The organism is Streptomyces sp. NPDC030799, from assembly GCF_055572255.1.
Map to the genome: position 1 here is coordinate 183,374 of NZ_JBVIDS010000014.1, position 23,567 is coordinate 206,940.

Genomic DNA, 23,567 nt, shown 5'->3' on the forward strand with positions numbered 1-23,567 from the left:
CGATCTCGCTGCCGGCCGGAGCCGACAACACGCACTCCCGGCCGCCCGGTGCCGACGACTTGGACTGCCGCCCGACCGGCGCCGACGGCGCGGACAGCCGTCCGACCGGTGCAGGAAGGTCGGCCTGGGTACGGAAGGGATGAGCCGGTGGACGACGAAAGACGCCGGCCACGACCGACGCACCTCCACTCCGCCGGCACTCGGCCGGCCCTCGACCAAGCGACCGGCGAAGAACGACCAGTCGTCGCCACTCCGCCGGCCCACAAGCCCCGTCGACCCCGCTCAGCCGCCTCCGCTCGCGCCGACCCCCGGACAAGGCCCTCTCGGCCTGCGCGAGGACAGAGCCCCCGTTCGGCCGAAGCCAGTCGGCCCCAGCCCACTCGGCCGAAGCCCAGCGCAGCGGCTACGCGTCGATGCGCGACCGGTCCAGCGTCGCCGCCGAGCTGGAGATGAACTCCTTGCGTGGTGCGACGTCGTTGCCCATCAGCAGGTCGAATACCTGTTCGGCAGCCTCCAGGTCGGAGAGGTTGATACGCCGCAGGGTGCGGTGACGGGGATCCATCGTGGTCTCGGCCAGCTGGTCGGCGTCCATCTCACCCAGACCCTTGTAGCGCTGGATGGAGTCCTTGTACCGGATGCCCTTGCTCTGAAACTCCATGAGCTTGTCGCGCAGCTCGCGGTCCGAGTACGTGTAGACGTACTTGTCCTGACCCTTCTTCGGCTGGACGATCTCGATGCGGTGCAGCGGCGGCACCGCGGCGAAGACCCGGCCGGCCTCGACCATGGGACGCATGTAGCGCTGGAAGAGCGTGAGCAGCAGGCACCGGATGTGGGAGCCGTCCACATCGGCGTCGGTCATCATGATGATCTTGCCGTAGCGGGCCTGGTCGATGTCGAAGGTGCGGCCCGAGCCCGCTCCTATGACCTGGATGATCGCGCCGCACTCGGCGTTCTTCAGCATGTCGGTCACGGACGACCGCTGCACGTTGAGGATCTTGCCGCGGATCGGCAGCAGGGCCTGGAACTCGGAGTTCCGCGCCAGCTTGGCCGTACCGAGCGCGGAGTCGCCCTCGACGATGAACAGCTCGCTGCGGTCGACGTCGTCGCTGCGGCAGTCGGCGAGCTTCGCCGGCAGGGACGAGGACTCCAGGGCGGTCTTGCGCCGCTGGGCGTCCTTGTGCTGGCGAGCCGCGACGCGCGTACGGGCGGCGGCCACCACCTTCTCCATGACGACCCGGGCCTGCGCGGCGGCGTCCCGCTTGGTGGCGGTCAGGAACGCCTTCAGCTCCTTGGTGACCACGTTGTTCACGATGCGCCGGGCCGCCGAGGTGCCGAGGACCTCCTTGGTCTGCCCCTCGAACTGCGGCTCGGCCAGGCGCACGGTGACGACGGCGGTGAGGCCCTCCAGGGCGTCGTCCTTGACGATGTTGTCCTCGGCCACCCGCAGCAGCTTCTTGGCCCGCAGCACGTCGTTCATCGTCTGGGTGAGGGCCTGCTCGAAGCCGGCGACATGGGTGCCGCCCTTGGGCGTGGCGATGATGTTGACGAAGGACCGGACCGTGGTGTCGTAGCCCGTGCCCCAGCGCAGGGCGACGTCGACGCCCAGCTCACGCGTGACCTCGGTGGGGGTCATCTGACCGTGCTCGTCCAGGACCGGGACGGTCTCCTTGAAGGTCCCCTGGCCCGAGAAGCGCAGGACGTCGCAGACCGGCTTGTCGCCCGCCAGATACTCGCAGAACTCGCTGATGCCGCCGTCGAAGCGGAAGGACTCCTCGCCCTTGCTGCCGCCCTCGCCGAGGCCGTACTCGTCGCGGACGACGATGGTCAGGCCCGGCACCAGGAAGGCCGTCTGGCGGGCGCGCTGGTGCAGGTTCTCCAGGGAGAGCTTGGCGTCCTTGAGGAAGATCTGCCGGTCGGCCCAGTACCGCACCCGCGTGCCGGTCCGGGTCTTGGGGATCTTCTTGGCCTTGCGCAGGCCGCTCTTGGCCTCGAACTTCGCCTCGGCGCCGTCGGCCGCGAAGGCGCCCGGCACGCCGCGCCGGAAGCTGATGGCGTGCGTGTGGCCGCCGCGGTCCACCTCGACGTCGAGACGGGCGGACAGGGCGTTGACCACGGAGGCGCCGACGCCGTGCAGACCGCCGGAGGCGGCGTACGAGCCGCCGCCGAACTTGCCGCCCGCGTGCAGCTTGGTCATGACGACCTCGACGCCGGACAGGCCGGTCTTGGGCTCCACGTCCACGGGAATGCCGCGGCCGTTGTCCCGCACCTCGACGGAGCCGTCGTCGTGGAGGACCACCTCGATGTGGTCGCAGTAGCCACCGAGGGCCTCGTCCACGGAGTTGTCGATGATCTCCCACAGGCAGTGCATCAGACCGCGGCTGTCGGTCGAGCCGATGTACATGCCCGGGCGCTTGCGCACGGCCTCGAGGCCCTCGAGGACGAGCAGGTGCCGCGCGGTGTAGTTGGAACCGTCCCGGTCTGCTCCTGCCAGCAGCGCTGTGGACGGCACGGACGTATCGGCGGTCACGCGGTTCGCTCCTCGCTGAATTTCAGTGGGCCCCCTACTGGGTAAGGGGGCGGCTTCGGTCGCCGCTCAGAGGGTACCGAGGCCTGGTAGAGCCGGTGTAACGCCACCCTCGTCGAGAACTCAGACTAGTCCAGACTCGTATACACGTTCGATCCCTCGATGGAGTGAAGTACACATCACGTTCCCTTGGAGGCATGAACCATTTAGGCTCCGGGCACGTCCTCATGAACAACCGGCAACCCGGCCGGGAGGACCAAGACACACCACAGCGCGAAACCGTAAGCACTCAAGAGACGCACTACGGCACATTCGCCGCCAACCGGCAGCAACCAGCCGCCCTGGAAGTTTTTTCAAGGAAAAGCCACGAGCGGGAACGTTTTCGGGCTGGTTGGATGTTGACCCTGGTACGACAGCTCGTCGAGCTAGAGAAGAGGCGACGTGACTACTGTTCTGACCCCCGCGAGCCCGCTGACGGCCGCCGATCGCTGCGACCGCTGCGGCGCCCAGGCATACCTGCGCGTCGTCCTGCTGAGCGGCGGAGAACTGCTCTTCTGCGCCCACCACGGTCGCAAGTTCGAGCCGGAACTCAAGAAGATCGCCGCTGAGATACAGGACGAGACGGAGCGACTGACGTCCGTTCCGAACACCCCCACCGACGAAGAGCGCTGAATCTCGCACACCCGACGAGCCAGCCCGGCACAGGCCGGTGAACGGGCGGTCGCTCCTCCAGAGGAGCGACCGCCCGCGCTCATGCCCCGTACGGACGCCTCAGGGGCGCCCGTGGGGCTGTTTCTGGCTCCTTGAGACCGCCTGAAGGCTTCGCACGACGTCGGATATGCGGGTGTAGACGCCGGGTTTGCCCGGCCTGCCGCAGCCGCTCCCCCAGGACACGAGCCCGATCAGCCGCCCCGCGGCCACCAGCGGGCCACCGCTGTCGCCCTGGCAGGCGTCCGGCCCGCCGGCGGGTTCTCCGGCGCAGAGCATGCTGTCGGCACGGTAGGTGCCGTCAGGGCCGCCCGGATAGGCGCGGGCGCAGAGGTCGTCGGACAGCACACGCACGCGTGCGGCGTGCAGCGTGTGCGGGTAGGCGCCCGCGCCGGTGATGTCCCCCCATCCGGAGACCAGTGCCTGGGTGCCCGGTGTGTAGACCGGGTCACCCGCACTCGCCATGGCGACGACGGCGCTCTGGGGCAGTTCCTTGGCGAGAGTGAGTACGGCGAAGTCACCGGCGTGGGTCTCGTCGTCGTATCCCGGGTTGATCCGGACGTCACGTACGGCGATCTCCTGACCCCCGCCCGACAGCAGATCGGTGCGGCCCGCGATGACCCTCAGGTCGTGCACGCGATTCGGCGGGGCCCCGAGGACGTCGTCGCCCATGCAGTGGGCCGCGGTGAGCACCGTGGTGCGGGCGACCGCCACGCCACCGCAGAACTGGCCTGCCCGGGTACCGCCGAACCGGTCACGACTGGACAGTGCGACCGTCCAGGGAGCCTGCGAGACGTCTATCGAAAAGCCCCCTACGACAACGCTGTCGGCGGCCACGGGTGTGGCGTGGACCAGGGGTATCACGGTCATGGTGGCCGCCAGGGCAAGCGGCCGGATCAGTGACCGGGCAACGGAACGGCGCATGCAGGCTCCTCACTCCGGGTTCGTGCTGGGACACCCAGAGTGATCCACGACGCGGCTGTGCGCAGCACGAAGGCCCGGCTCCCACGGGGGGCCGGGCCTTCGCCGTCGTACGACTGCGACCTAGTCGAGGTAGTCGCGCAGCACCTGCGAACGCGACGGGTGGCGCAGCTTCGACATGGTCTTGGACTCGATCTGGCGGATGCGCTCACGCGTCACGCCGTACACCTTGCCGATCTCGTCGAGGGTCTTCGGCTGACCGTCGGTGAGACCGAACCGCATGGAGACGACGCCGGCCTCGCGCTCGGACAGGGTGTCCAGAACGGAGTGCAGCTGCTCCTGCAGGAGCGTGAAGCTGACGGCGTCGGCAGGGACGACGGCCTCGGAGTCCTCGATGAGGTCACCGAACTCGCTGTCGCCGTCCTCACCCAGCGGGGTGTGCAGCGAGATGGGCTCACGGCCGTACTTCTGGACCTCGATGACCTTCTCCGGGGTCATGTCGAGTTCCTTGGCCAGCTCCTCCGGGGTGGGCTCGCGGCCCAGGTCCTGGAGCATCTGGCGCTGCACGCGCGCGAGCTTGTTGATGACCTCGACCATGTGCACCGGGATACGGATGGTGCGGGCCTGGTCGGCCATGGCGCGGGTGATGGCCTGACGGATCCACCACGTGGCATAGGTGGAGAACTTGTAGCCCTTGGTGTAGTCGAACTTCTCGACCGCGCGGATCAGACCGAGGTTGCCCTCCTGGATGAGGTCCAGGAAGAGCATGCCGCGGCCGGTGTAGCGCTTGGCCAGGGAGACCACCAGACGGAGGTTGGCCTCCAGGAGGTGGTTCTTGGCGCGGCGGCCGTCCTCGGCGATGATCTCCAGCTCGCGCTTGAGCTTCGGCGCCAGCTTGTCGGCGTTGGCCAGCTTGTCCTCGGCGAACAGACCCGCCTCGATGCGCTTGGCCAGCTCGACCTCCTGCTCGGCGTTGAGCAGGGGGACCTTGCCGATCTGCTTCAGGTAGTCCTTGACCGGGTCGGCGGTGGCGCCGGCCGCGGCGACCTGCTGCGCGGGCGCGTCGTCCTCGTCCTCGTCGGACAGGACGAAGCCCGCGTTCTCGGCACCCTCGGGCTCGTCGGCGACCTTGGTGTCCTCAAGAACCTCGTCCTCGAGAAGCTCGGCGTCGTCCTTCTTGGCCGTGGTCTTCTTTGCGGCCGTCTTCTTCGCGACGGTCTTCTTCGCGACCGCCTTCTTGGCGGTCGTCTTCTTGGCCGCGACCTTCTTGGCAGGCGCGGTTTCCTCGGCGGAATCGGCTGCGATCGGAGCGGTGGGCGCCGCGGGGGCGGCCGTGGTGGCGGTGGCCTTCCTGGTCGTCACCGTCTTCGCCGCGACCGTCTTGGTGGCGGTGCGCTTCGCCGGACTCTTCGCTGCGACGCTCTTGCGGGTGCGCTTGGGCTCTGCGGCACTGACCATCAGCGTCACACCCTCTTCCTCAAGAATCTGGTTGAGGCTGCGCAGTACGTTCTTCCACTGAGTGGCCGGAATCTGGTCAGCTTCGAAGGCCCGACGCACATCGTCGCCGGCGATCTGCCCCTCAGCCTTTCCCCGCTCAATGAGCGCCATGACAGAGACGGACTCGGCGATCTCCGGCGGGAGCGTACGGGATGTGCTGGCCGACACGAACAACCTCTCGGAACGTTGGAAAACGGCTTCCGGCACCGTCCACTGCGGACAGGAGCCGACCACCGGCCTGGGGATGGGCCGACGGCGCGGGCGGGGCCGGGAAGATGCACAGCGCCTCTCATGGCGTCCGTATTCCCTCCGCGGCTGTCACCTCTTAGGTCATCGCGCTGTTTCCAGGAGCGTTACGCCCAATCTGCGTGGCCCGAGTCACACCCCGTAAGTGATCAAAAGCAGTCAGACATGGACATATGAGATCAGTTGCGGCGTCATACCCGGCCGCCTGCATCACCTCGGGGACCCGTTGCACCGCTGGACCCCGCCGGACCGCAAGGGTCCGGCAGGGTCCGGCGACGGCCGGCATCCGAGTCCGGCGCCGCCACGAGCACCACGAGGACGCCACGCACCGGCGACCGCACCGCCTTGGCCGCAGAGGTCAGTGCTCGCGCGGCGCGGGTACCACGCGCTCGACCTCGGGGTGGACCGTGAGCAGTTGACGCATGGCCGCCTCGGCCGCCGCGCCGTCGCCGGTGCCGAGCGCGTCGACGATCCGCGCGTGCTGCGCGAGGGACGCCTCGTTCGGCCGGTCACACGAGGTGACCGGGCCGCCCGAGACCTGCAGCGCGGCCGAAACGATGCCGGAGAGGTGCTCCAGCATGCGGTTGCCGGCGATCTGGATGAGCAGGGAGTGGAACTCGCCGTCGGCACGCGAGTACGTCAGCGCGTCGCCCTGCGCCATGGCGTGGCTCATGATCTCGACCATGTCGCAGAGGCGCTGCTGCACCTCCTCGCGCCCGTGCCCGGCGGCGAGCCGGGCGGCGAGTGGCTCGATCGTCCAGCGCAGCTCGCTCAGCTCGCGGCGCTGGTCGTCGCGCTGGGGGCCGAAGGCCCGCCACTCGATGATGTCCGGATCGAGCAGGTTCCAGTCGCTGACGGGACGCACGCGCGTGCCGACGTTCGGGCGGGCGCTGACCAGGCCCTTGGCTTCGAGGACGCGGAGGGACTCACGGACGACGGTGCGGGAGACCTCGAAGCGCTGGCCGATCTCCTCGGGCACCAGCGGACGGTCGGCGCCGAGGTCGCCGGAGACGATCATCTGGCCCAGCTGCTGAACGAGTTGGCCGTGCAGTCCACGTCCGCGGCTGCCCGCGGCACGCCGGCCGACGCGGCCCAGGTCGGGGTCCGCGCCTTCCCAGGAGGGTGCCGCGACGCGATCACCCACCTGGGACTCCGCGTAGGGGTAGCGGTCGAGATCGCCCGGGCCGGCCAGACCGGAGTCGGTGGAGCGGGCGGCGGTCATCATGGTGTGCGCAAGGGTACTCACGGATCCTTTGTCGGCGCCGCCTCCAACTCCCTTGAGGTCTTTGGTGAAAAGCACACGAAAGGGTGATCGCTCACCCCGTCGCAATTGACGCCTTATCGGAAAGAAATGGGCTTTCCGCGGGGAGTTGTGCACACGGCGGGATCGGAAGTGCGCTCATGCTCGTCACCGGAACCTGGTGCGCAGCGACGTGAACAGATACGCGCACAGCAGTGCCGACAGCGACAACGCCAGTGCGCTTCCCACAGGTTGGGCGAGCACACGCACCAGCCCGAGCAGGTAACGCTCGCCGCCGAAGGGCCACTGCAGCAGGTGGACCTCCCGCATCCGCACCGGGAACCCGGCCGTCATGTGCAGGGCCGGCCCCCGCATCACCTCGTGCACGAGGGGGACGACGACAACGGGCACGGCGAGTACGGCCGCCAGGCCGCCCGTGGTGGACCGGAACACACCGGCGGCCAGCACACCGGCCCAGGCGCAGCCGACGACCAGACCGAACCAACTGGCGGTCAGCGAAAGCCAGTCGGCGGGAACTTGCGTCAGCTCCCGTCCGTAGACGATGTAGAGCGCTTCGGCGTCGCAGCCGACGGTGAGGAAGGCCAGCATCGTCGCGGTGGCTCCGGAGACGAGCAGTTTCGCGGTGAGCAGCCCCAGCCGGCGGGGCACGGTGCCGCGGTCCGCCGCGAGGGCGGGGTGGCGGAACTCGTCCCCGAATGCCAGCGCACCGAGCAGCCCCGCCGCGAGGGCCGCGGGGGGCAGCGGAAGTTCCCGCGGCCACGCGCCGAACAGCCGCGCCTGCGGGGTGTGCCCGAGCCTGGCCAGCAGTACGGCGGTGAGCGCGGACACCACCAGTGCGACACCACAGGTGAGGAAGCCGACGCCGATGCCGGTGGCGCGCCGGATCTCGTAGCGCAGGGGGCGGAGGGGGCTGGGGGCGGGGCGGACGGAGATGGGGGGCGGGAGCGGGGGCAGGGCGTCGAGGGTGCCGTCGGGTCGGGCGGTGCGCGCGGAGTGCGGTTGACCGTTGCCGGGATTCCTGGCGCCGGGGAGGAGGGTGCGGAGGGCAGTGATACCGCGGAACGGGACGCTCGTGCCGCCGGTCCGCGGTGCCTGGCCCGCCGAGATCGCATCGCGCCGGGTGCTCACCGTGGCCGCGGCTTCGGCGGTCCGGCTGCCGGGGGCTCCAGCGAGCGCCTCGACGGGGAAACGAACGGTTCCGTCTTCGCCGGGCGTGCCCTCGCCGATGGACCCCTCGCCGTCATCGGACGCGTTCCCGCCATCGAACGCGTTCCCGTCCCCGGACGCGTTGTGTCCGAGGGGCACGTCCACGCCGTCTGACCCGTCCACGCCGTCCGGCTCGACGCCGCCGGGCGCCGGCCCGCCGGCTTTCGTGACGGTGTCGTCAGGCGACGCGCCCTCGGTCGCCACCGGAGCCGTGGTCCCTGCCGGCTCAGTACCCGTCCGGGAGTCGGATGCCTCTCCGAGCGGCGCCACCTCCCCGCTGAGGGCCTGCGCCGTGTCGCCCGACAGGGGTTCTCCGTCCGAGGAGGCCGGAGGTTCTTCATACGAGGAGACGTCGGCTGCCTCCCCGAACGACGGCACCTCGACCCCGAGAGCCCGCTCCCCCTGCCCCGGCGGGGGTTCTTCCTCCGCCGACCGTTCTTCGCCGACGGAGCCGCCGGGTACTGCCCGCCGCGGCGTCGAGGTGTCTGCTGGGGCGTCCTCGCGGCTCTCCACCGAGAAGCCGAACGGCATGGTGCCCCGTTCTCTCGCCGAGGCACCCGGCGCTGTGCCTCCCGGTGCTGCCGACGAGGGGCCGAACAGCACAGCGGACTGCTCCGGCGCGGAGGAGCCGAGCGTCGACACACCCGACTCCGCCGACGACGAGCCAGGCGCCGGGGAGTGTGACGCCGACGCCGCCACACCGAGCCCTGAGACGCCCGACTCCGCCTTCGGCAAGTCGCACACGGCCGTCTCGGGCTCCGGCATCGGCAACCCATGCACGACCGGCTCCGGTACCACCGGCGAAGGGCCCGGCATGGCGGCCCGGTCCCGCTCCACCGCCGGTTCCTTCTCCGCCTCCACGCCCGTCTCCCCCGGCGGGACGGCACCCAGTCCCGCGTCGGCACCCGCTGCACCTGACTCCCCTGCCGGAAAGCCGCTCACAGTCGCCTCGGGCTCCGCCGGTGATGAGTCCGACCTGGCGGCCTGGTCCCCATCCGCCGCCGGATCCTGCGCCGCCGCGCCCGCCTCCCCCGACACGGGGATGCCGGGTCCGGCACCCGCACCCGGGCCCATGTCACCCACTTCGTCGGCGAGTTGGTGGATGAGGATGCCGTGGCGGAACGCCGCCTCGCCGACGTCGGCGGTCGAGGAGCCGTACACCGAGAGACGGTTGCCGCCCTCGTGTACGACTTCGACGGAGCGGCGGCCGGTACGGGCCTCCTTGGTGAGGAGAGCCGCGAGTCGCGCTGCGTGCGGGCTGCGGACGGCCACACGCGGACGCAGCCGGGTACGGCTGAACTCCCGCGCGTCCTGGTCGGCCACGAGTCTGCCGGCATCGAGGGTGACGACCCGGTCGGCCGTGCGCGCGGCTTCCTTGGGATCGGCGGAGGTGAAGAGCACGGTGCCGCCCTGCTCGGCGTGGGCTCGCAGCATGCCGTGCACCCACTGCGCCTCACGGGCGGAGAGCCCGTCGGTGGGTTCGTCCAGGACGAGCGTGTGCGGGTCGGGCAGCAGAGCGCAGGCCAGGCCGAGTCTGCGGTCCATACCGCGCGAGAGCGTGCCGAGGCGCTCCTCGCGGAGGCTGACGAGGCCGACCGTTTCGAGGACCTCGTCGGCCCGTCGGGCGGGAACTCCCGAGGCCGCGCACAACATGCGCAGATGGCCACGTACCGAGCGGGCCGGATGTCCCGGTACGTCACCGAGGAGCACGCCGACTTCCCGTGCCGGATGGGCGATCCGGTGCAGGGGCCGCCCTCTGAAGTAGGTGATGCCGCGCCCCTGTTGAAGCTCGAGCATCAGTCTGAGCGCCGTCGTCTTGCCCGCGCCGGCGCCGCCGAGGAGCACGGTGACATCCCCCGCACGCGCTTCGAAGGAGACGTCGTCGACGGCGGGCGGGTGCGCCTTGCGGGGGTTGCTGGTCAGTCCGAAGGCATGGATCACCTGCAGCAAGATAGCGCGCCATGTCCGGTTTTTCCGGTATAACCCGATCTGCTATCGCGTGCAATGCGGACCGAACCCGTTTGCGTCCGCCGTTCGACGGAGCCCGGCTCGGCATGTGCACTCGTCCCGCGGACGGTCCGGGCGGGCCGGTGGCCTGTACGCCTCAGACCTCGGGGCGCAGCATCGGCGGGTTGAGCAGGGTGGCGCCACCGGCCCGGAAGAGCTGCGCCGGCCGGCCACCCTGGCGCGTGGTCGTTCCTCCGGTGGGGACGAGGAAGCCAGGGGTTCCGGTGACCTTGCGATGGAAGTTGCGCGGATCGAGCGCCACCCCCCACACCGCCTCGTACACTCTGCGCAGCTCGCCGACGGTGAACTCGCTCGGGCAGAACGCGGTGGCCAGCGACGAGTACTCGATCTTGGACCGGGCCCGTTCCACCCCGTCGGCGAGGATCTGGGCGTGGTCGAAGGCGAGTGGCGCCACGGGCTCGCCGTCGCGGCCGTAACCGCCCTGCTGGAGCAGTTCCTCGACCGGTGCCCAGCGCGCGTTGCTGGCGTCGCCGCCCGCCCGCGGGGCGGGCAGGTCGGGCGCGAGTGCGAGGTGCGCGACACTCACCACACGCATGCGCGGGTCCCGCTTGGGGTCGCCATAGGTGGCGAGCTGTTCGAGGTGGGCCCCGTTGTCCTGGGCCGGAGCCTCCGGATCGTGTGCGGACAGCCCGGTCTCCTCGGCGAGCTCACGCGCCGCCGCCTGGGTGAGATCCTCGTCGGCCCGTACGAAACCGCCGGGCAGCGCCCAGCGCCCTTGGAACGGTGGCTCGCCCCTGCGGATCGCCAGCGCGCACAGGGCATGGCGGCGCACGGTCAGCACGACCAGGTCCACGGTGACGGCGAAGGGCGGAAAGGCTGACGGGTCGTAGGGCATGCGGCGATCATAGTCGTCTGCCTGACGATAAACACTCCCTCCGCCGGGCGCATCGACGGGTTCCGCTTCGTTCCGGTACGGGGCGCACTGCCGGCACCCGTTCTTCGTTCCGGCGGCGTCGTACGAGGTCACACTCCCAGTTGCAGGCCGTCCGCCGCCTCCTCGACCATGGCGAGCCCCAGCCGGCCGACCCGCACGGCGAACGGCGCACCGGCGACCCGCAGCCCGGTCAGGACGAGTTCGCCGAGCGGCGCGCTCCGCACCGGGCACAGGGTGACCGTGCGGGCGGGGGTGTCGGGGCGGATACCCGCGAGCGAGGTGAGCATCATGATCACAGACGCTGCCGCGGTGGCCGCCGGCCGGCAGGCCGCGGGGTGCGCAAGGGGCGCGCTCCCGGTGGTGCGCTGCTCACCGGCGAACATCTCCGGCAGCCGGTGGCCGAAGTGTTCCCCCGCGTCCAGCAGTCCTCTCAGCAGGCCGCCCGCTTCCTTCTCGTAGCCGGCGGCGGCCAGCCCGGCGATGGCGAGGGCGGTGTCGTGCACCCGGACGGCTCCGGTCCGGTGGCCGAACGGGTTGTGTCCCGCCTCCTTGGCGCCGAGACCGCGCAGCCCCCAGCCCGCGTCCAGGGCGGGGGTGCCGAGCAGCCGCGCGAGGTGTTCGGTCTGTACGGGGTCGAGCAGGCCCGGGGCGAGTCGGCCGGAGCCGAGCAGGCCGGTGTCGAGGAGGTGAACGGTGGTGGAGCCGAGGTGCGGCATGGGGCGGCCGTCCGGTGCCAGGGCTGCGGCCGGACGTCCGCCGCCGCGGTCCGCGACCCAGAATTCGGCTCGGAAGGCCGCCTGCAAGGCCCGGGCCCACTGGCGCAACTCGACGGCGCCGGGCCGGCCGTACGCGTCCAGAAGATCGGCGCCGAGCAGGGCCGCCCGATACGCGTGTGCCTGCGTCTCGCAGCGCGCCGGGCCGCCGGGCTGGGGGTCGTGAAGGTAGGGGCCGTCGCCGGCGGTGGCCCGCAGCCAGGCGAGACAGCGTTCTGCCGCGGGCAGCAGCTCCCTCGTCTCCTGCTCGGGCAGCCCCCAGCGGCGGGCCTCGGCGAGCAGGACGGGGAAGAGCAGCGTGGCCTCCGTGCCCGTGCATCCCGGCGGAAGAAGCGGGCCGGCGTCGCGTCGTGGTCCGGGGATCATGCCGGGCCGTGGGCTCCGGTCCGGGAGCTGGGTGCGGGCCAGGGTGCGCAGCGTGCCGGCGGCGAGCCGGGTGCCGAGCGGCAGCGCCATGCGGGCCGCCGCCAGGGCCTCGGCGGGGGCCAGCCCGCAGCGCCAGGGCGCCCCCGCCGCGAGGTGCGTGTCGGTGGGGTGGGCGGGGTCGCGCAGAAGCAGACCCTGGAGGTCGGCCACCGCCGTGCGCAGCAGCGGAGCCACTCGGTGATCGTCGCCTGTCGCCCCGGCGGGAGCGAATGGGGCCGTGGCATGGCCCGCCGTCCGCAGCGGACCCGCACCGTCTAGCCGTACCCGGAGCTCCACTGCTGCCGTGCCGCCCGGCGGCACTTCCAGTTCCCAGCGCAGCAGCCCGGCTGACGCGAGCGCGTCGGAGGGCGGCGGGTCGGCGGTGACGGAGGCGGCGGCACCGGCGGTGGCCCAGCGCAGGCCCGAGTCGTGGACGGTGGCCGGGAGTTCGCGCCCTGTCCTGCCGGAGGCGATGGTGCCGAGCTCGGCGAGGTCCGTACCGAGGGCGATCTCGAGGGGCAGCTTCAGCGGTCGTGCGGCGGCGTTGCGCAGCGTGATCCGTTCGGTTCCGTCGGCACGTCGGGTCCGCTCGACCACGACATCCGGATCGGGACCCGCAGACGGGGAAGCGCGTAGTGTTCCCACGAATCGGGCACTGTCGGCACCGGTCATCCTGGCCTGCACGGCCAGCGGTTCGCGGCCGGCCACGCGGACCTGACACCGCGAGAGCAGACGCCTGCCGCCTCGGTAGAACCCGTCCAGCCCCTGGCCGGCCAGCTGCCCGTCGCCCGAGACGGCGAGGCCGGGCAGAGCGACGCAGATCAAGGCGGCATGGGCCGGCGGCAGCTCGGGCGCGGTTCGGTTGCCCCTCGGTGTGCGCACCGGCGGGGCTGCGGTGGGCCGGCTGCCGCGGCCGGGGGCCGGTGGCCTTGCGTGACCTGTCGCGGCCTTCGGCCCGGGGCTCTGGGCTGAGGCCGGGGCACCGACCGTGCGCCGCGCCGTGGCGGCACCGTCCGCCGGGAACCAGTCGCGACTGTCCCAGGGCGGACGTTCGTCGACGATGGAGGGCGGAGTCGGCTGCTGGTGCATGGGATGGCTTCCTCTGCGCTCGGTGCGCCTGTGCCGTGCTGGGCGACCGGGGGGACGCCCCGGAGAACAAGGGTCGTACGGCGGCAGGGCCCGTCCAGGCGTTCCGCCACTCAGGTGAACGGGGGGAATGTCGTCCGGGTCACGGCCGGTCTCGGGGAAGCCGGCTTTGCGGCGGCGTGGGAGGGCGGTGGTGCCGTTCAGGACGGTGGTGAACCGCTGCCGCCAACACACGCGCGACGGACCGTCGCATGCCGCCTGAGCGGTCGAGCGTGCCCGGTGGGCCCGGCCGGCCCAGCGGACCGCCAGCGTGCCGGCGTCACGGCAGCCGCACCGGCTCGCACCCGAGCGGTTCCGCGGGGACCTCCCGGGGCGTGCGCCGCATCCCGCGGATGTCGGTGACGGGCTGTGTGTCTTGCTCACGCAGACCTGCTGGACCGGGGGTCCGCCCGCGCGCCCCCGCACGACGCTCACCCTTCCTCCTGGAACTTGTGGCGGTCACTTCCCGACGGTGCAGCGCCGGTCGTGGTGGAGCCCGGCTCCGCCGCCCGCGTGCGCGTGCCGCTGTGGCCCCGGCTGCCGGGGCGCGCGGACGCCGCTGCCGAGGGGCGCGGGCGGGAGCCGGGCGGCCTCCGGCGGCCGCCCGTGGAGCCGGCCGCGCGAAGGGCGTCATTTCCGTCGGCGGATCGCACACGGCGCCGTCGGCGTGTGCCCGTTCCGCGGATCTCCTCGGGGCCCTCGCCGTCCGCACCGGCGCTAGCGCCGGGGGTCGCGTCCTCGGTTGCCGGGAGCGCGACCCGAGCGGCTTTCCTCTCCGGACACGGCTCTGCGGCGCTCTCCGCCTGCGCACGCCCCGCGCGCAGGCAGCGGCGGATGGATTCGGGGTCGATGCCGTCGTTGCAGGCCTGGTGAAGCAGCCGGGCGAACAGATAGTCGGGATCCGCGCCCAGTGCCATGGCCAGCGCCTCGCGGGCCTCCAACTCGTCACCCGTGGACCAGGCCACCCAGCCGGCCAGGGTCAGCGGGGCCGCGGCGTGCTCGCCGTAGGGGCCGACGCAACGGCGGGCCAGGGCGCGCCAGAGGCGCAGAGCGGGAGCCGCCTCGTCGTCCTCCATCCAAACGGCCGCCCGGTCGCGGGTCGTGCGGTCCTGGAGTCCGAGGATCAGCGTCGCCGCCTCGTCGTGTGTCAGGAGGCCGTCGTCACGCAGGTCCGCCGGGTGGGCGCCGGACACCGGTGCGGCGGCGGCGAAACGGCGGATGAGCTGCTCGGCGAGGCCCAGGGTCTCCTCCGCCACTTCGGCGCGGGAACCCTCGTCGAGAATGCGGGGCACCAGGCTCATCCCGGCCGCGTCGAGGGCGATCTCCTGCTCCAGGGCCGCGGTCGTCTCCCAGGGCTGCAGCCTGGCGCGCAACTCCCGGAGGGTGCCGCGCACTTGCACGCCGGCGTAGGTGGCCGCGGCGGCCAGCACGGATGTGCCGGGAAGACCCATCGGCGAGCCGTCCTCGGGGCAGCAGCCCTCGATCGGGCAGCAGTAGGACCAGAAACGGCCGTCGGAGATGCACAGTGCCTCGATGACCGGCACGTGGAGGTCCCCGCACTGGGTGCGCAGGAGGTGGGCCAGCCGCTCCAGCCGGCGTTTGACGTCGCGGCCGGACTCGCCCGGGGCGGGTTCCTGGCAGACGTAGGCCACCATCTGCTCCGGCCGGGCGCCTCGTCGTTCGCTGCCGGTCACCAGTCCCTGGGCCAGCTGGCGTGCGGCCGCCTCCCAGTCCTCCTCGTTGGCGGGGATGCCGAGCCGGGCCCGGCCGCCGAACCTGCCCTGGCCTTCGCGGTCGTGCAGGGCCACCAGCACCATGCTGTCCTCCGGGCGGTAGCCGAGGAGGTAGGGCAGGGCGTCGGCCAGTTCGGCGGGGGTGCGCAGCGTGACCTGGGTGTCATGCGCGGACAGGTCGGTGAACGGCTCCCGTCCCGAGATGTCGCTGTTTTCGAACGGTCCGGTGGATTCGCTGTGATTCGTCATGCGCCGACGATCTCGCGGATTGCGAGGTTCCGGTTGCCCCTGTGGATAAGTGGGGCCAGGGACACGACAAGGCCGTCGCGGTTGTCCACACCCCGCGCCCGTAGCCCGCCCGCTTGCCGGTCCCGTCCTGTTGCATGGAACGCATGGAACGCATGGAACACACGATCCGTAAGGCCTGCGGGCCAGGACACCTGCTGTGCGCCTCCGCCCTGTCCCGGAGGCACAGGGCGGAGAGAGCCCGTGGGACGAACGGGCTCAGTCAGGCAGGTGTCGCCCGACGTGTCCTACGACAAGGACACGTTCGTCCTCGTCGATGTACCAGTAGATACGCAGGCACTGATCGCGACTCGTCGCTTCGTCAACCTTCAGATGTGCCTCGAGAAGAACTGTCCCGTCCTTGTACTTCACCTCGTAGTGGCGCCGGGTCTTTCGGGCGTGCGCAGCCGGATTGAGCGCGGAGTAGCCGTAGCCGAGTCCGCCGAAATATTCTCCGAACGGCTTCCCGAGCGTGTTGGTGCTCCAGCGGCGGCCTGCCTCGGCCACGTCCAGAAGCGCGCGGTAGAGCTTTTCCGGGTCCTTGTACGACGCGAACTCCCTGACGCTCTTGTCCGCGCGAGGAAGCAGAACCAGATCGTCACCGATCTTTGCTTTCGCGCGTTCATACGCTGCATAGACAGACAGGGACGAAACATCATCCTCCTCTGTCCCCGGGGGCGAACCAGGCTCGGCGGACGAAGATTTCGAGTGCCGCGCAACCAACGCGTACTGCTCCCGCATGCCTTCCAGCCGGGCTTTGGCCTCGGCCTCGGCCCTTCGGGCCTCGTCCCGCTCGGTCTTGTACCGCAGCAGATCGGCCTCGATGCCTCTGAGGTACGGCTCCGCCCACGCCGGCAGTTCACCAGTTTCTGTCATGGCTTTACGCCGCGCGATCCGCACCCACTCGATGACCGGATTCTCCGGTACGGTCGCCGCACCCACCGAGCCGAGCCAGCGCCTGAGCTCGCCGACCAGGCTCTCCCCGCCCGACAGCAACCGGCTGGGAGTCCACAGCTTGTGCTCGTACGGATTGGCCTCGATGCTGAACTGCGGCCAGTAAAGACGCACGGCTCCCTGCCACACGGAGCGGGACGGTCCGAGCTGTTCGGTGAGTGCCTGGGACGCCAGGTGAGTCGAGATCACGACGACATGTGCGAGACCGGCCAGTTCCCTGGCGAGTTCCTTCAGGTCGACGAGTGGGCGCCCGGTGGTGGGGTAATTGGTCACGGCGACCACGGGCAGGGCGCGTTGCTGGTTCGTCAGAAAGGAAACCAGTGAGGAGACGTCACCGGCGCGAATCACCCGGTACTCAGGCGACACACGCTGCCCCGCGTCACTGACCTGGAATTCACGCAGCAGTGTCCGGACGATCGCCGGCGCGCTGAACTGGTAGACGGGCCTGCTGAGCTGGAAGTCCCGGCCACCTTGCTGGACCCCGATGCGCACCGTGGCACAGACCTCGTCCTCCTGGGTCGCAAGCGCAATGTCGAGGGTGAACTGTATGGAAGCGTCGTCGGCTCCTGGGCGCTCCCAGACGTACCGCAGGCCCGCAGGATCCTCGTCCTCCTCAAGCGGAAAGCGGGACGTCCTTACTGTGTGACCACTGGGCGTTTCCACTTCCTGCTGCCGAAGTTGCTCCGGCGACAGCCCACTTGGGCGCGCGATCCATTCCCGGACAAGAATGCCGGCACGTTCCAGGGTATTCGCAATGGATCCCTTCTCGCCGTTCAGCACCAACTGGCAGGCATACAGCTCGCGCATGAATCCCCCCTCAGGACACACGGATGGGCCTGAGGTCCATCATCCCCGTCATCGCCCCCCGGATACCCGGGAAACTGCGGGCCTGCCCGTACGCCCTTGGCCGGGGTCGTACGAGCAGGCCCGTCAGTCCTGTCCGGGATCACCGGGGGTCCGGCCTCAGGCGGCCTGCAGCCCCAGCAGCGACGTCACCAGCCGGTCCACCTCCTCCCTCGTGTTGTACAGCGCCAGCGACGCACGAGCCGCCGCATCGAGGCCGTAGTGGGCCAGGGCCGGCTGGGCGCAGTGGTGGCCGGCCCGGACGGCGATGCCCTCGCCGTCCAGCCAGTCGGCGATCTCGGTCGGAGTGTGACCGGGCAGGGTGAAGGTCAGTACGCCGATCCGTTCGGCCACCGGGCCGAGCAGATCGAGACCGGGGACCTGGGCCAGGGCCTGCTGCGCATAGGCCATCAGCTGCGTCTCGTAGTCCGCCACCGCCTTGCGGTCGAAGGCCGTCAGCCAGTTGAGGGCGGACATCAGGCCGGCCACGCCGGAGATGTGGCCGGTGCCGGCCTCGAAGCGGTGAGGGACCGGGGCGTACGTCGTACGGTCGAAACTCACCGACTCGATCATGTTGCCGCCCGACTGCCACGGCGCCATGGTCTGGAGTATCTCCGGCTTGGCGTACAGGGCGCCGATGCCCGTGGGGCCGTAGATCTTGTGGCCGGAGAAGGTGTAGAAGTCGGCGTCCAGGTCCTGCACGTCGACGGGAAAGTGTGCCACCGCCTGTGCCCCGTCGACCAGCACCTTCGCCTGGTAGCGGTGGGCCAGCGCCGTCATCTCCCGCACCGGTGGCACGGTGCCGAGGACGTTCGAGGCGTGGCTGATGACCACGAGCCTGGTCCGTACGGAGAGCAGATCGGCGTACGCGTCCTGGTCGATGCTGCCGTCCGGCCGCAGGGGCACGGGTACGACGCGCGCCCGTGTCTGCTTGGCGATCAACTGCCAGGGCACGATGTTCGCGTGGTGCTCCAGCACCGGCACCAGGATGTCGTCCCCGGGGCCGAGGCCGGCGCGCCCCCAGCTCTGTGCGACCAGGTTGATCGCCTCGGTCGTTCCCCGGGTGAAGACGATGCTCTCGGGGGCGGGCGCGCCCAGGAACTGCGCGACCGCGGCCCGGCCCGCCTCGTACATCTCCGTGGCCTCGCGCGCCATGGTGTGCGCGCCCCGGTGGATGTTCGAGTTGGCGGAAGCGTAGAACGCCGCCAGCGTCTCGATCACCTGACGGGGCTTCTGCGTGGTGGCGCCGTTGTCCAGCCAGATCAGCGGGCGACCGTTGACCGTCCGGTGCAGGATCGGCACGTCACGGCGGGCCGCTTCGGGCGAGAAGCCCTGGGAGGCGCCGGACGGCCGGGGAGTCATGGCTTGACCCGTGAGCCCCGGAACCCCGTTCGGGTCCGGAGCGGTCAGGCCCGGGGCGGTCGCAGCGGTCAGGCCCGGGGCGGTCGCAGCGGTCAGGCCCGGGGCGGTCGCAGCGGTCGGGCCCGGGGCAGTCACAGCGGTCGGGCCAGGTGCTGTCAGGCCGGTCAGGCCGGTGGATCCGGTGACGTCAGGAGTAGTCATGGTACTTGGACACCTCGACGTTCTGGAGCACCGCGAGCGCGTCCTCCACCAGCACCGCCGCGTTGAAGTACGCCGTCATCAGGTACGACGTGATGCCCTTCTGGTCCACGCCCATGTTCTTCATCGCCAGGCCCGGCTCGACCTCGTCCGCCACCTTCGACGGCCGCAGGCCCACCACACCCTGCTCCGCCTCGCCCAGCCTCATCAGCAGGATCTCGGTCGTACCCACACCGGCGCCCCCGGAGAACCGCACCTTGTCCGACGGCAACAGCGGCACTCCGCGCCAGGTCAGCAGCGGGCTGCCGAAGCGGTTCTCGATCACCGGGGGCACGCCCCGGCGCGTACATTCACGAGCGAACGCCGCGATCGCCTTCGGGTGGGCGAGGAAGTACGCGGGCTGCTTCCACACCCGCGTCAGAAGCTCGTCCAGGTCGTCGGGGGTCGGCGCGCCGGTGCGCGTCTGTACGCGCTGCCCAGGGGCGACGTTGTTGAAGAGCCCGAACTCCGGGTGGTACAGCATCGAGGCTTCCTGCCGCTCGCGCAGGGCGTGAACGGTGAGGTTGGCCTGGGCCCGCGTCTGGTCGATCGGCCCGTTGTAGAGGTCGGAGACGCGTGTGTGGACACGCAGCACGGTCTGCGCGAGCGTCATGTGGTACTCGCGGGGCGTGTCCTCGTAGTCGACGTACGTCCCCGGCAGGTCCGGCTCGCCGTCGTGTCCCGCGGTGAGGTCGACGGGGACCTCGGCACCGGCCATGACGTCGGCGCCGGCGACGTACGCGTCCACCGCACCGCGTAAGGTCTCGTCCCGCTCGCTGAGCCGGGCCAGTTCCGAGCGCTGCAGACAGAGGGCGACGCCGGCGGTCAGCGCCTGTACCCGGTACGGCATGGCTTCGGCGCGGGTCCACAGGGCGAGGTCGAAGAACTGGCCGTCGCCGATGACGTCGAGGAGCGCGTCCGCGCCGTACTGCCCGGTCGCCCGCTTCTCCGCGCGCCCGTGCACGATCACCCACAACCGGTCGGCCGGGGCACCCTCCTGGGCCAGCACCTCGCCCGGTTCGAAGGACACCTGCGTGAACGCGCCGGCCAGTTCCTCCAGCAGCGTGTCGTCCGCCTCGCGCAGGTACGGCACTTCGCGGAGGTCACCCGCGATGACGCGCGGCGTGTCGCCGTCGGTCGTGCTGATGCGGTCGTCGCCCAGGACGTACGTACGGCGCCGGTTGACCCGGTAGACGCCGGACTCGACGTCCACCCAGGGCAGCGCACGCAGCAGATAGCGCGGTGTGATGCCGCGCATCTGCGGTGTCGTCTTGGTCGTGTTGGCGAGTTGCCGTGCGGCATCCGGGCCGAGGCTCAACCGCTCGCTCATGAGAACTCCTCGCAGGTAGGGCGTTGGACGAGGAGCGATCGTCTTCCCGTCGGCAGATTCATCACAAGAGGGCATTTATATGCTGATGGCAGGAATTGCCCTCCGGACATCGCTTCGGGAGTCGCACCCACGCCCGAGCAGCCTTCGTCTTCGCAGGTCGCGGCGTGCGAGGGTGACGGGGAATTTCTATCGATCCACGGGGCGGCCGCGCCTCCGAATCGTCCATAGAGGGCCGAATTTCACCTCATATGAATCCTTTGTGAATCCCAAAGGGACGATTATTTACGCCGCTTGACCCAAGCTGCTCGACGCCTGCCATGATCGTCATCATGGGCATACAGATCGTGGCGGCCACGACGGCTGACTTCCATCAGGTCCTGGCCGATCATCCTCGCTACTGGGGCGAACGCGATCTCCGGTCTCTGCACCTTCTGGCACTGGTGCAGGAGTTCGGTTCGACCTGCCTGGTCGCCCGGGCCGAGGACGGGATCCACGGATACATCTTCGGGTTCGTCACTCCGAACGGCACCGGATACGTGCATCTCATCGCCACGCGGGACGACGCCCGGGGCACCGGGCTCGGGAGTCGTCTGTACTCCGCTTTCGCCGAGGCCGCGGAGCGTCAGGGGGCACGGCAGCTGAAGGCGATCACGTCCATCGAGAACACCGGCTCGATCGCCTTCCACCGCGGTCTCGGCTTCGACGCCGAGGTCGTCGACGACTACAACGGCCCCGGCCGGGCCATGGTCGTCTTCCACCGGGTCCTGCCGCTCGACGTCCTGCGGTCCTGACCGGCCGGCCCTCACCCGCAGTCGCCCCTGCCTTCGAGAGGAGATCCGAGCTCAGCCGGCTGCGGCAAGGACCAACGGAAGGACCTGTCCACTGCCCGCCTGTCGCAGCAGGCGGGCAGCGACGGCAAGGGTCCAGCCCGAGTCGGTGTAGTCGTCCACGAGGAGAACCGGGCCGGGAGAGCGCACCAAGGCGCCGGCCAGGTCGTCGGAGACGGTGAAGGCACGGGACAGCACCCGGAGACGTTGGGCGGAGTTGCTGCGCCGTGCCGCCTGCGCGCCGCCCTCCCCCGTGTACGTCAGGGTGCCCAGGAACGGCAGGCGGCCGACGGTCGCAATCCCCTGGGCAAGGGAACCCACCAGCTGCGGACGGGCCAGCGACGGTACGGCGACGACTCCGACCGGCCGGGGGGAGGCGTCCGGGGCGTTCGGTGCCCAGCCGCCCGGGGAGCGCGCCCAGTCGGCGAGGACCGCCACCGCGGCCCGCAGGACATCATCGGGGACCGGAGCGTCGGGCGCGTTCTCGGCCAGCAACGGGCGCAGCCGGTTGCCCCAGCCGATGTCCGACAGCCGCCCCAGGGCACGCCCCGTCGAGCACTGCTCCCCGGCAGGGATACGGCCCTTGAGGTCGATGCCGAGCGCGGGCATCCCCGTCGGCCACATCCGGCGCGGCTCCACCTCCACCCCCGGCCGGTCCAGCTCCTTCACGGCCCCTGTCAACGCCTCGGCCGACACGGAGGCATCGACCCAGGCGCCGGCGCAGTTGTCGCACCGCCCGCACGGGGCCGCGCCCTCGTCATCGAGCTGCCGGCGCAGGAACTCCATCCGGCACTGGGCCGTGGTCACGTAATCGCGCATGGCCTGCTGCTCGGCCGACCGCTGCCGGGCCACCCAGGCGTACCGCTCGGCGTCGTAGACCCACGGCTCGCCGGTGGAGATCCAGCCGCCCTTCACCCGCTTGACCGCGCCGTCCACGTCAAGCACCTTCAGCATGGTCTCCAGCCGGGTACGCCGCAGATCGACCGCCGCCTCCAGGGCCGGCACGGACAGTGGCCGCCCCGCGTCCGCCAGAGCCGACAGGGTCTGGCGGACCTGCGCCTCGGGCGGAAAGGCGGTATCGGCGAAGTAGCGCCAGATCGCCTCGTCCTCCTTGCCCGGCAACAGCAGCACATCGGCGTGCTCGACACCGCGGCCCGCACGCCCCACCTGCTGGTAGTAGGCGATCGGCGAGGACGGCGAACCGAGGTGCACCACGAAGCCCAGATCGGGCTTGTCGAAGCCCATCCCCAGCGCCGAGGTCGCCACCAGCGCCTTCACCCGATTCGCCAGCAAATCGGCCTCGGCCTGCAACCGGTCGGCGTTCTCCGTCTTGCCGGTGTAGGAGGCCACATTGAAGCCTCGCTGCCGCAGGAAAGCGGTGGCCTCCTCGGCCGCAGCCACCGTCAGGGCGTAGACGATCCCCGAGCCCGGCAGGTCGTCCAGATGCTCCGCCAGCCAGGCCAGCCGGTGCGCGGCATCCGGCAGCCGGACGACTCCCAGTCGCAGGCTTTCCCTCTCCAGCGAACCCCGGAGCACCAGCGCCTCACCGGCACCGGTACCCAGCTGCTCGGCCACGTCCGCGGTGACCCGCGCATTCGCGGTGGCGGTGGTGGCCAGCACCGGCACACCCGGCGGGAGGCCGGCGAGCATGGCCCGCAGCCTGCGGTAGTCGGGCCGGAAGTCGTGCCCCCAGTCCGAGATGCAATGCGCCTCGTCCACCACCAGCAGACCGGTCGTGCCCGCCAGCTTGGGCAGCATCTGATCGCGGAAATCCACCGAATTGAGGCGCTCCGGACTCACCAGCAAGACATCGATCTCGCCGTGCGAGATCTCCTCGTGGATGGTCTCCCACTCCTCCGGGTTGGCCGAGTTGATCGTCCGCGCCCGGATACCGGCCCGCTCCGCCGCCTCGACCTGGTTGCGCATCAACGCCAGCAACGGAGAAACGATCACCGTCGGACCCGACCCGCGGCGACGCAGCAACGCCGTGGCCACGAAGTACACCGCCGATTTGCCCCAACCGGTGCGCTGCACCACCAGAGCACGCCGTCGCTCCTCGACCAGGGCCGCCACCGCCTGCCACTGATCCTCCCGCAACCGCGCCGAACCCCCGGGATCACCGACCAGCTCGGCAAGAATGGCGTCGGCTTCGGCGCGCAGCTTCAGATCGTCCATGTCTCCATGCAACCCGATCCCACTGACAATCAGCGAACTCACCCAGCGCGACGACCGACCCACCAGCAGTCCACCGACCGCTCTGCAGGCACGCCCCCGCACCTCAGGCGTCATGGGTCCAACCTTTGGGTAGGGATATAAGCCACGCACCGTCGGATAACAGTCGGTGACCCCAATTGATCGTTGCCGCATCCAAGTTCGGCAGGAAGAATTGAGGTCCGCTCCCCGCACGGCTCGTCCGTGATCCGGTTGG

General features: G+C 70.6%; 14 protein-coding genes. 2 read left to right on the plus strand and 12 right to left on the minus strand.

Features of this window, described 5'->3' with window-relative positions; all coding sequences use genetic code 11:
- Positions 1–403: 403 nt before the first annotated feature.
- Positions 404–2,527 carry a DNA gyrase/topoisomerase IV subunit B gene (locus tag ACZ41I_RS31725; protein WP_363215040.1) on the minus strand — a complete coding sequence of 708 codons (2,124 nt, stop codon included), beginning with the start codon at positions 2,525–2,527 and terminating at the stop codon, positions 404–406.
- A 438-nt stretch (positions 2,528–2,965) separates the two neighbouring features.
- Here ACZ41I_RS31725 and ACZ41I_RS31730 point away from each other — a divergent pair, with 438 nt between their 5' ends.
- Complete coding sequence (locus tag ACZ41I_RS31730) at positions 2,966–3,196, plus strand: DUF7455 domain-containing protein (protein WP_363215039.1); 231 nt, start codon at positions 2,966–2,968, stop codon at positions 3,194–3,196.
- Between the two features lie 99 nt (positions 3,197–3,295).
- Here ACZ41I_RS31730 and ACZ41I_RS31735 read toward each other — a convergent pair whose 3' ends face one another.
- The 10 genes from ACZ41I_RS31735 to ACZ41I_RS31780 form a co-directional block, all read right to left on the minus strand.
- On the minus strand, positions 3,296–4,156 hold the full coding sequence (locus ACZ41I_RS31735) for a serine protease (protein WP_468515675.1): 861 nt from the start codon (positions 4,154–4,156) through the stop codon (positions 3,296–3,298).
- Between the two features lie 120 nt (positions 4,157–4,276).
- Complete coding sequence (locus tag ACZ41I_RS31740; protein ID WP_363216989.1) at positions 4,277–5,818, minus strand: RNA polymerase sigma factor; 1,542 nt, start codon at positions 5,816–5,818, stop codon at positions 4,277–4,279.
- A gap of 436 nt (positions 5,819–6,254) precedes the next feature.
- Positions 6,255–7,142, minus strand: coding sequence for a FadR/GntR family transcriptional regulator (locus ACZ41I_RS31745; protein WP_363216990.1), 888 nt, complete (start codon positions 7,140–7,142; stop codon positions 6,255–6,257).
- Positions 7,143–7,304: 162 nt separating this feature from the next.
- Positions 7,305–10,304 carry an ATP-binding cassette domain-containing protein gene (locus ACZ41I_RS31750; RefSeq protein ID WP_468515676.1) on the minus strand — a complete coding sequence of 1,000 codons (3,000 nt, stop codon included), beginning with the start codon at positions 10,302–10,304 and terminating at the stop codon, positions 7,305–7,307.
- A 163-nt stretch (positions 10,305–10,467) separates the two neighbouring features.
- Positions 10,468–11,226 (minus strand): NUDIX hydrolase, encoded by a 759-nt coding sequence (locus tag ACZ41I_RS31755; RefSeq protein ID WP_363216993.1) that lies wholly within the window; start codon positions 11,224–11,226, stop codon positions 10,468–10,470.
- A 128-nt stretch (positions 11,227–11,354) separates the two neighbouring features.
- Positions 11,355–13,532, minus strand: a complete 2,178-nt coding sequence (locus ACZ41I_RS31760) for a glycogen debranching N-terminal domain-containing protein (protein WP_468515677.1) — start codon at positions 13,530–13,532, stop codon at positions 11,355–11,357.
- Positions 13,533–13,999: 467 nt separating this feature from the next.
- Positions 14,000–15,550 carry a DUF4192 domain-containing protein gene (locus tag ACZ41I_RS31765; protein WP_468515678.1) on the minus strand — a complete coding sequence of 517 codons (1,551 nt, stop codon included), beginning with the start codon at positions 15,548–15,550 and terminating at the stop codon, positions 14,000–14,002.
- Between the two features lie 255 nt (positions 15,551–15,805).
- Positions 15,806–17,347 carry a hypothetical protein gene (locus ACZ41I_RS31770; protein ID WP_468515679.1) on the minus strand — a complete coding sequence of 514 codons (1,542 nt, stop codon included), beginning with the start codon at positions 17,345–17,347 and terminating at the stop codon, positions 15,806–15,808.
- Positions 17,348–17,503: 156 nt separating this feature from the next.
- Positions 17,504–18,745, minus strand: coding sequence for a SufS family cysteine desulfurase (locus ACZ41I_RS31775; protein ID WP_468515680.1), 1,242 nt, complete (start codon positions 18,743–18,745; stop codon positions 17,504–17,506).
- A 187-nt stretch (positions 18,746–18,932) separates the two neighbouring features.
- Entirely contained in the window at positions 18,933–20,312 is a 1,380-nt protein-coding gene (locus tag ACZ41I_RS31780; RefSeq protein WP_468515681.1) for a family 2B encapsulin nanocompartment shell protein, read from the minus strand.
- Between the two features lie 317 nt (positions 20,313–20,629).
- Between ACZ41I_RS31780 and ACZ41I_RS31785 the strand changes: the two genes are divergently transcribed.
- Positions 20,630–21,103, plus strand: coding sequence for a GNAT family N-acetyltransferase (locus ACZ41I_RS31785; protein WP_363216999.1), 474 nt, complete (start codon positions 20,630–20,632; stop codon positions 21,101–21,103).
- 51 nt (positions 21,104–21,154) lie between these two features.
- Here the strand turns inward: ACZ41I_RS31785 and ACZ41I_RS31790 are convergent, their stop codons facing one another.
- Positions 21,155–23,314, minus strand: coding sequence for a RecQ family ATP-dependent DNA helicase (locus ACZ41I_RS31790; protein WP_468515682.1), 2,160 nt, complete (start codon positions 23,312–23,314; stop codon positions 21,155–21,157).
- Positions 23,315–23,567: the final 253 nt, after the last annotated feature.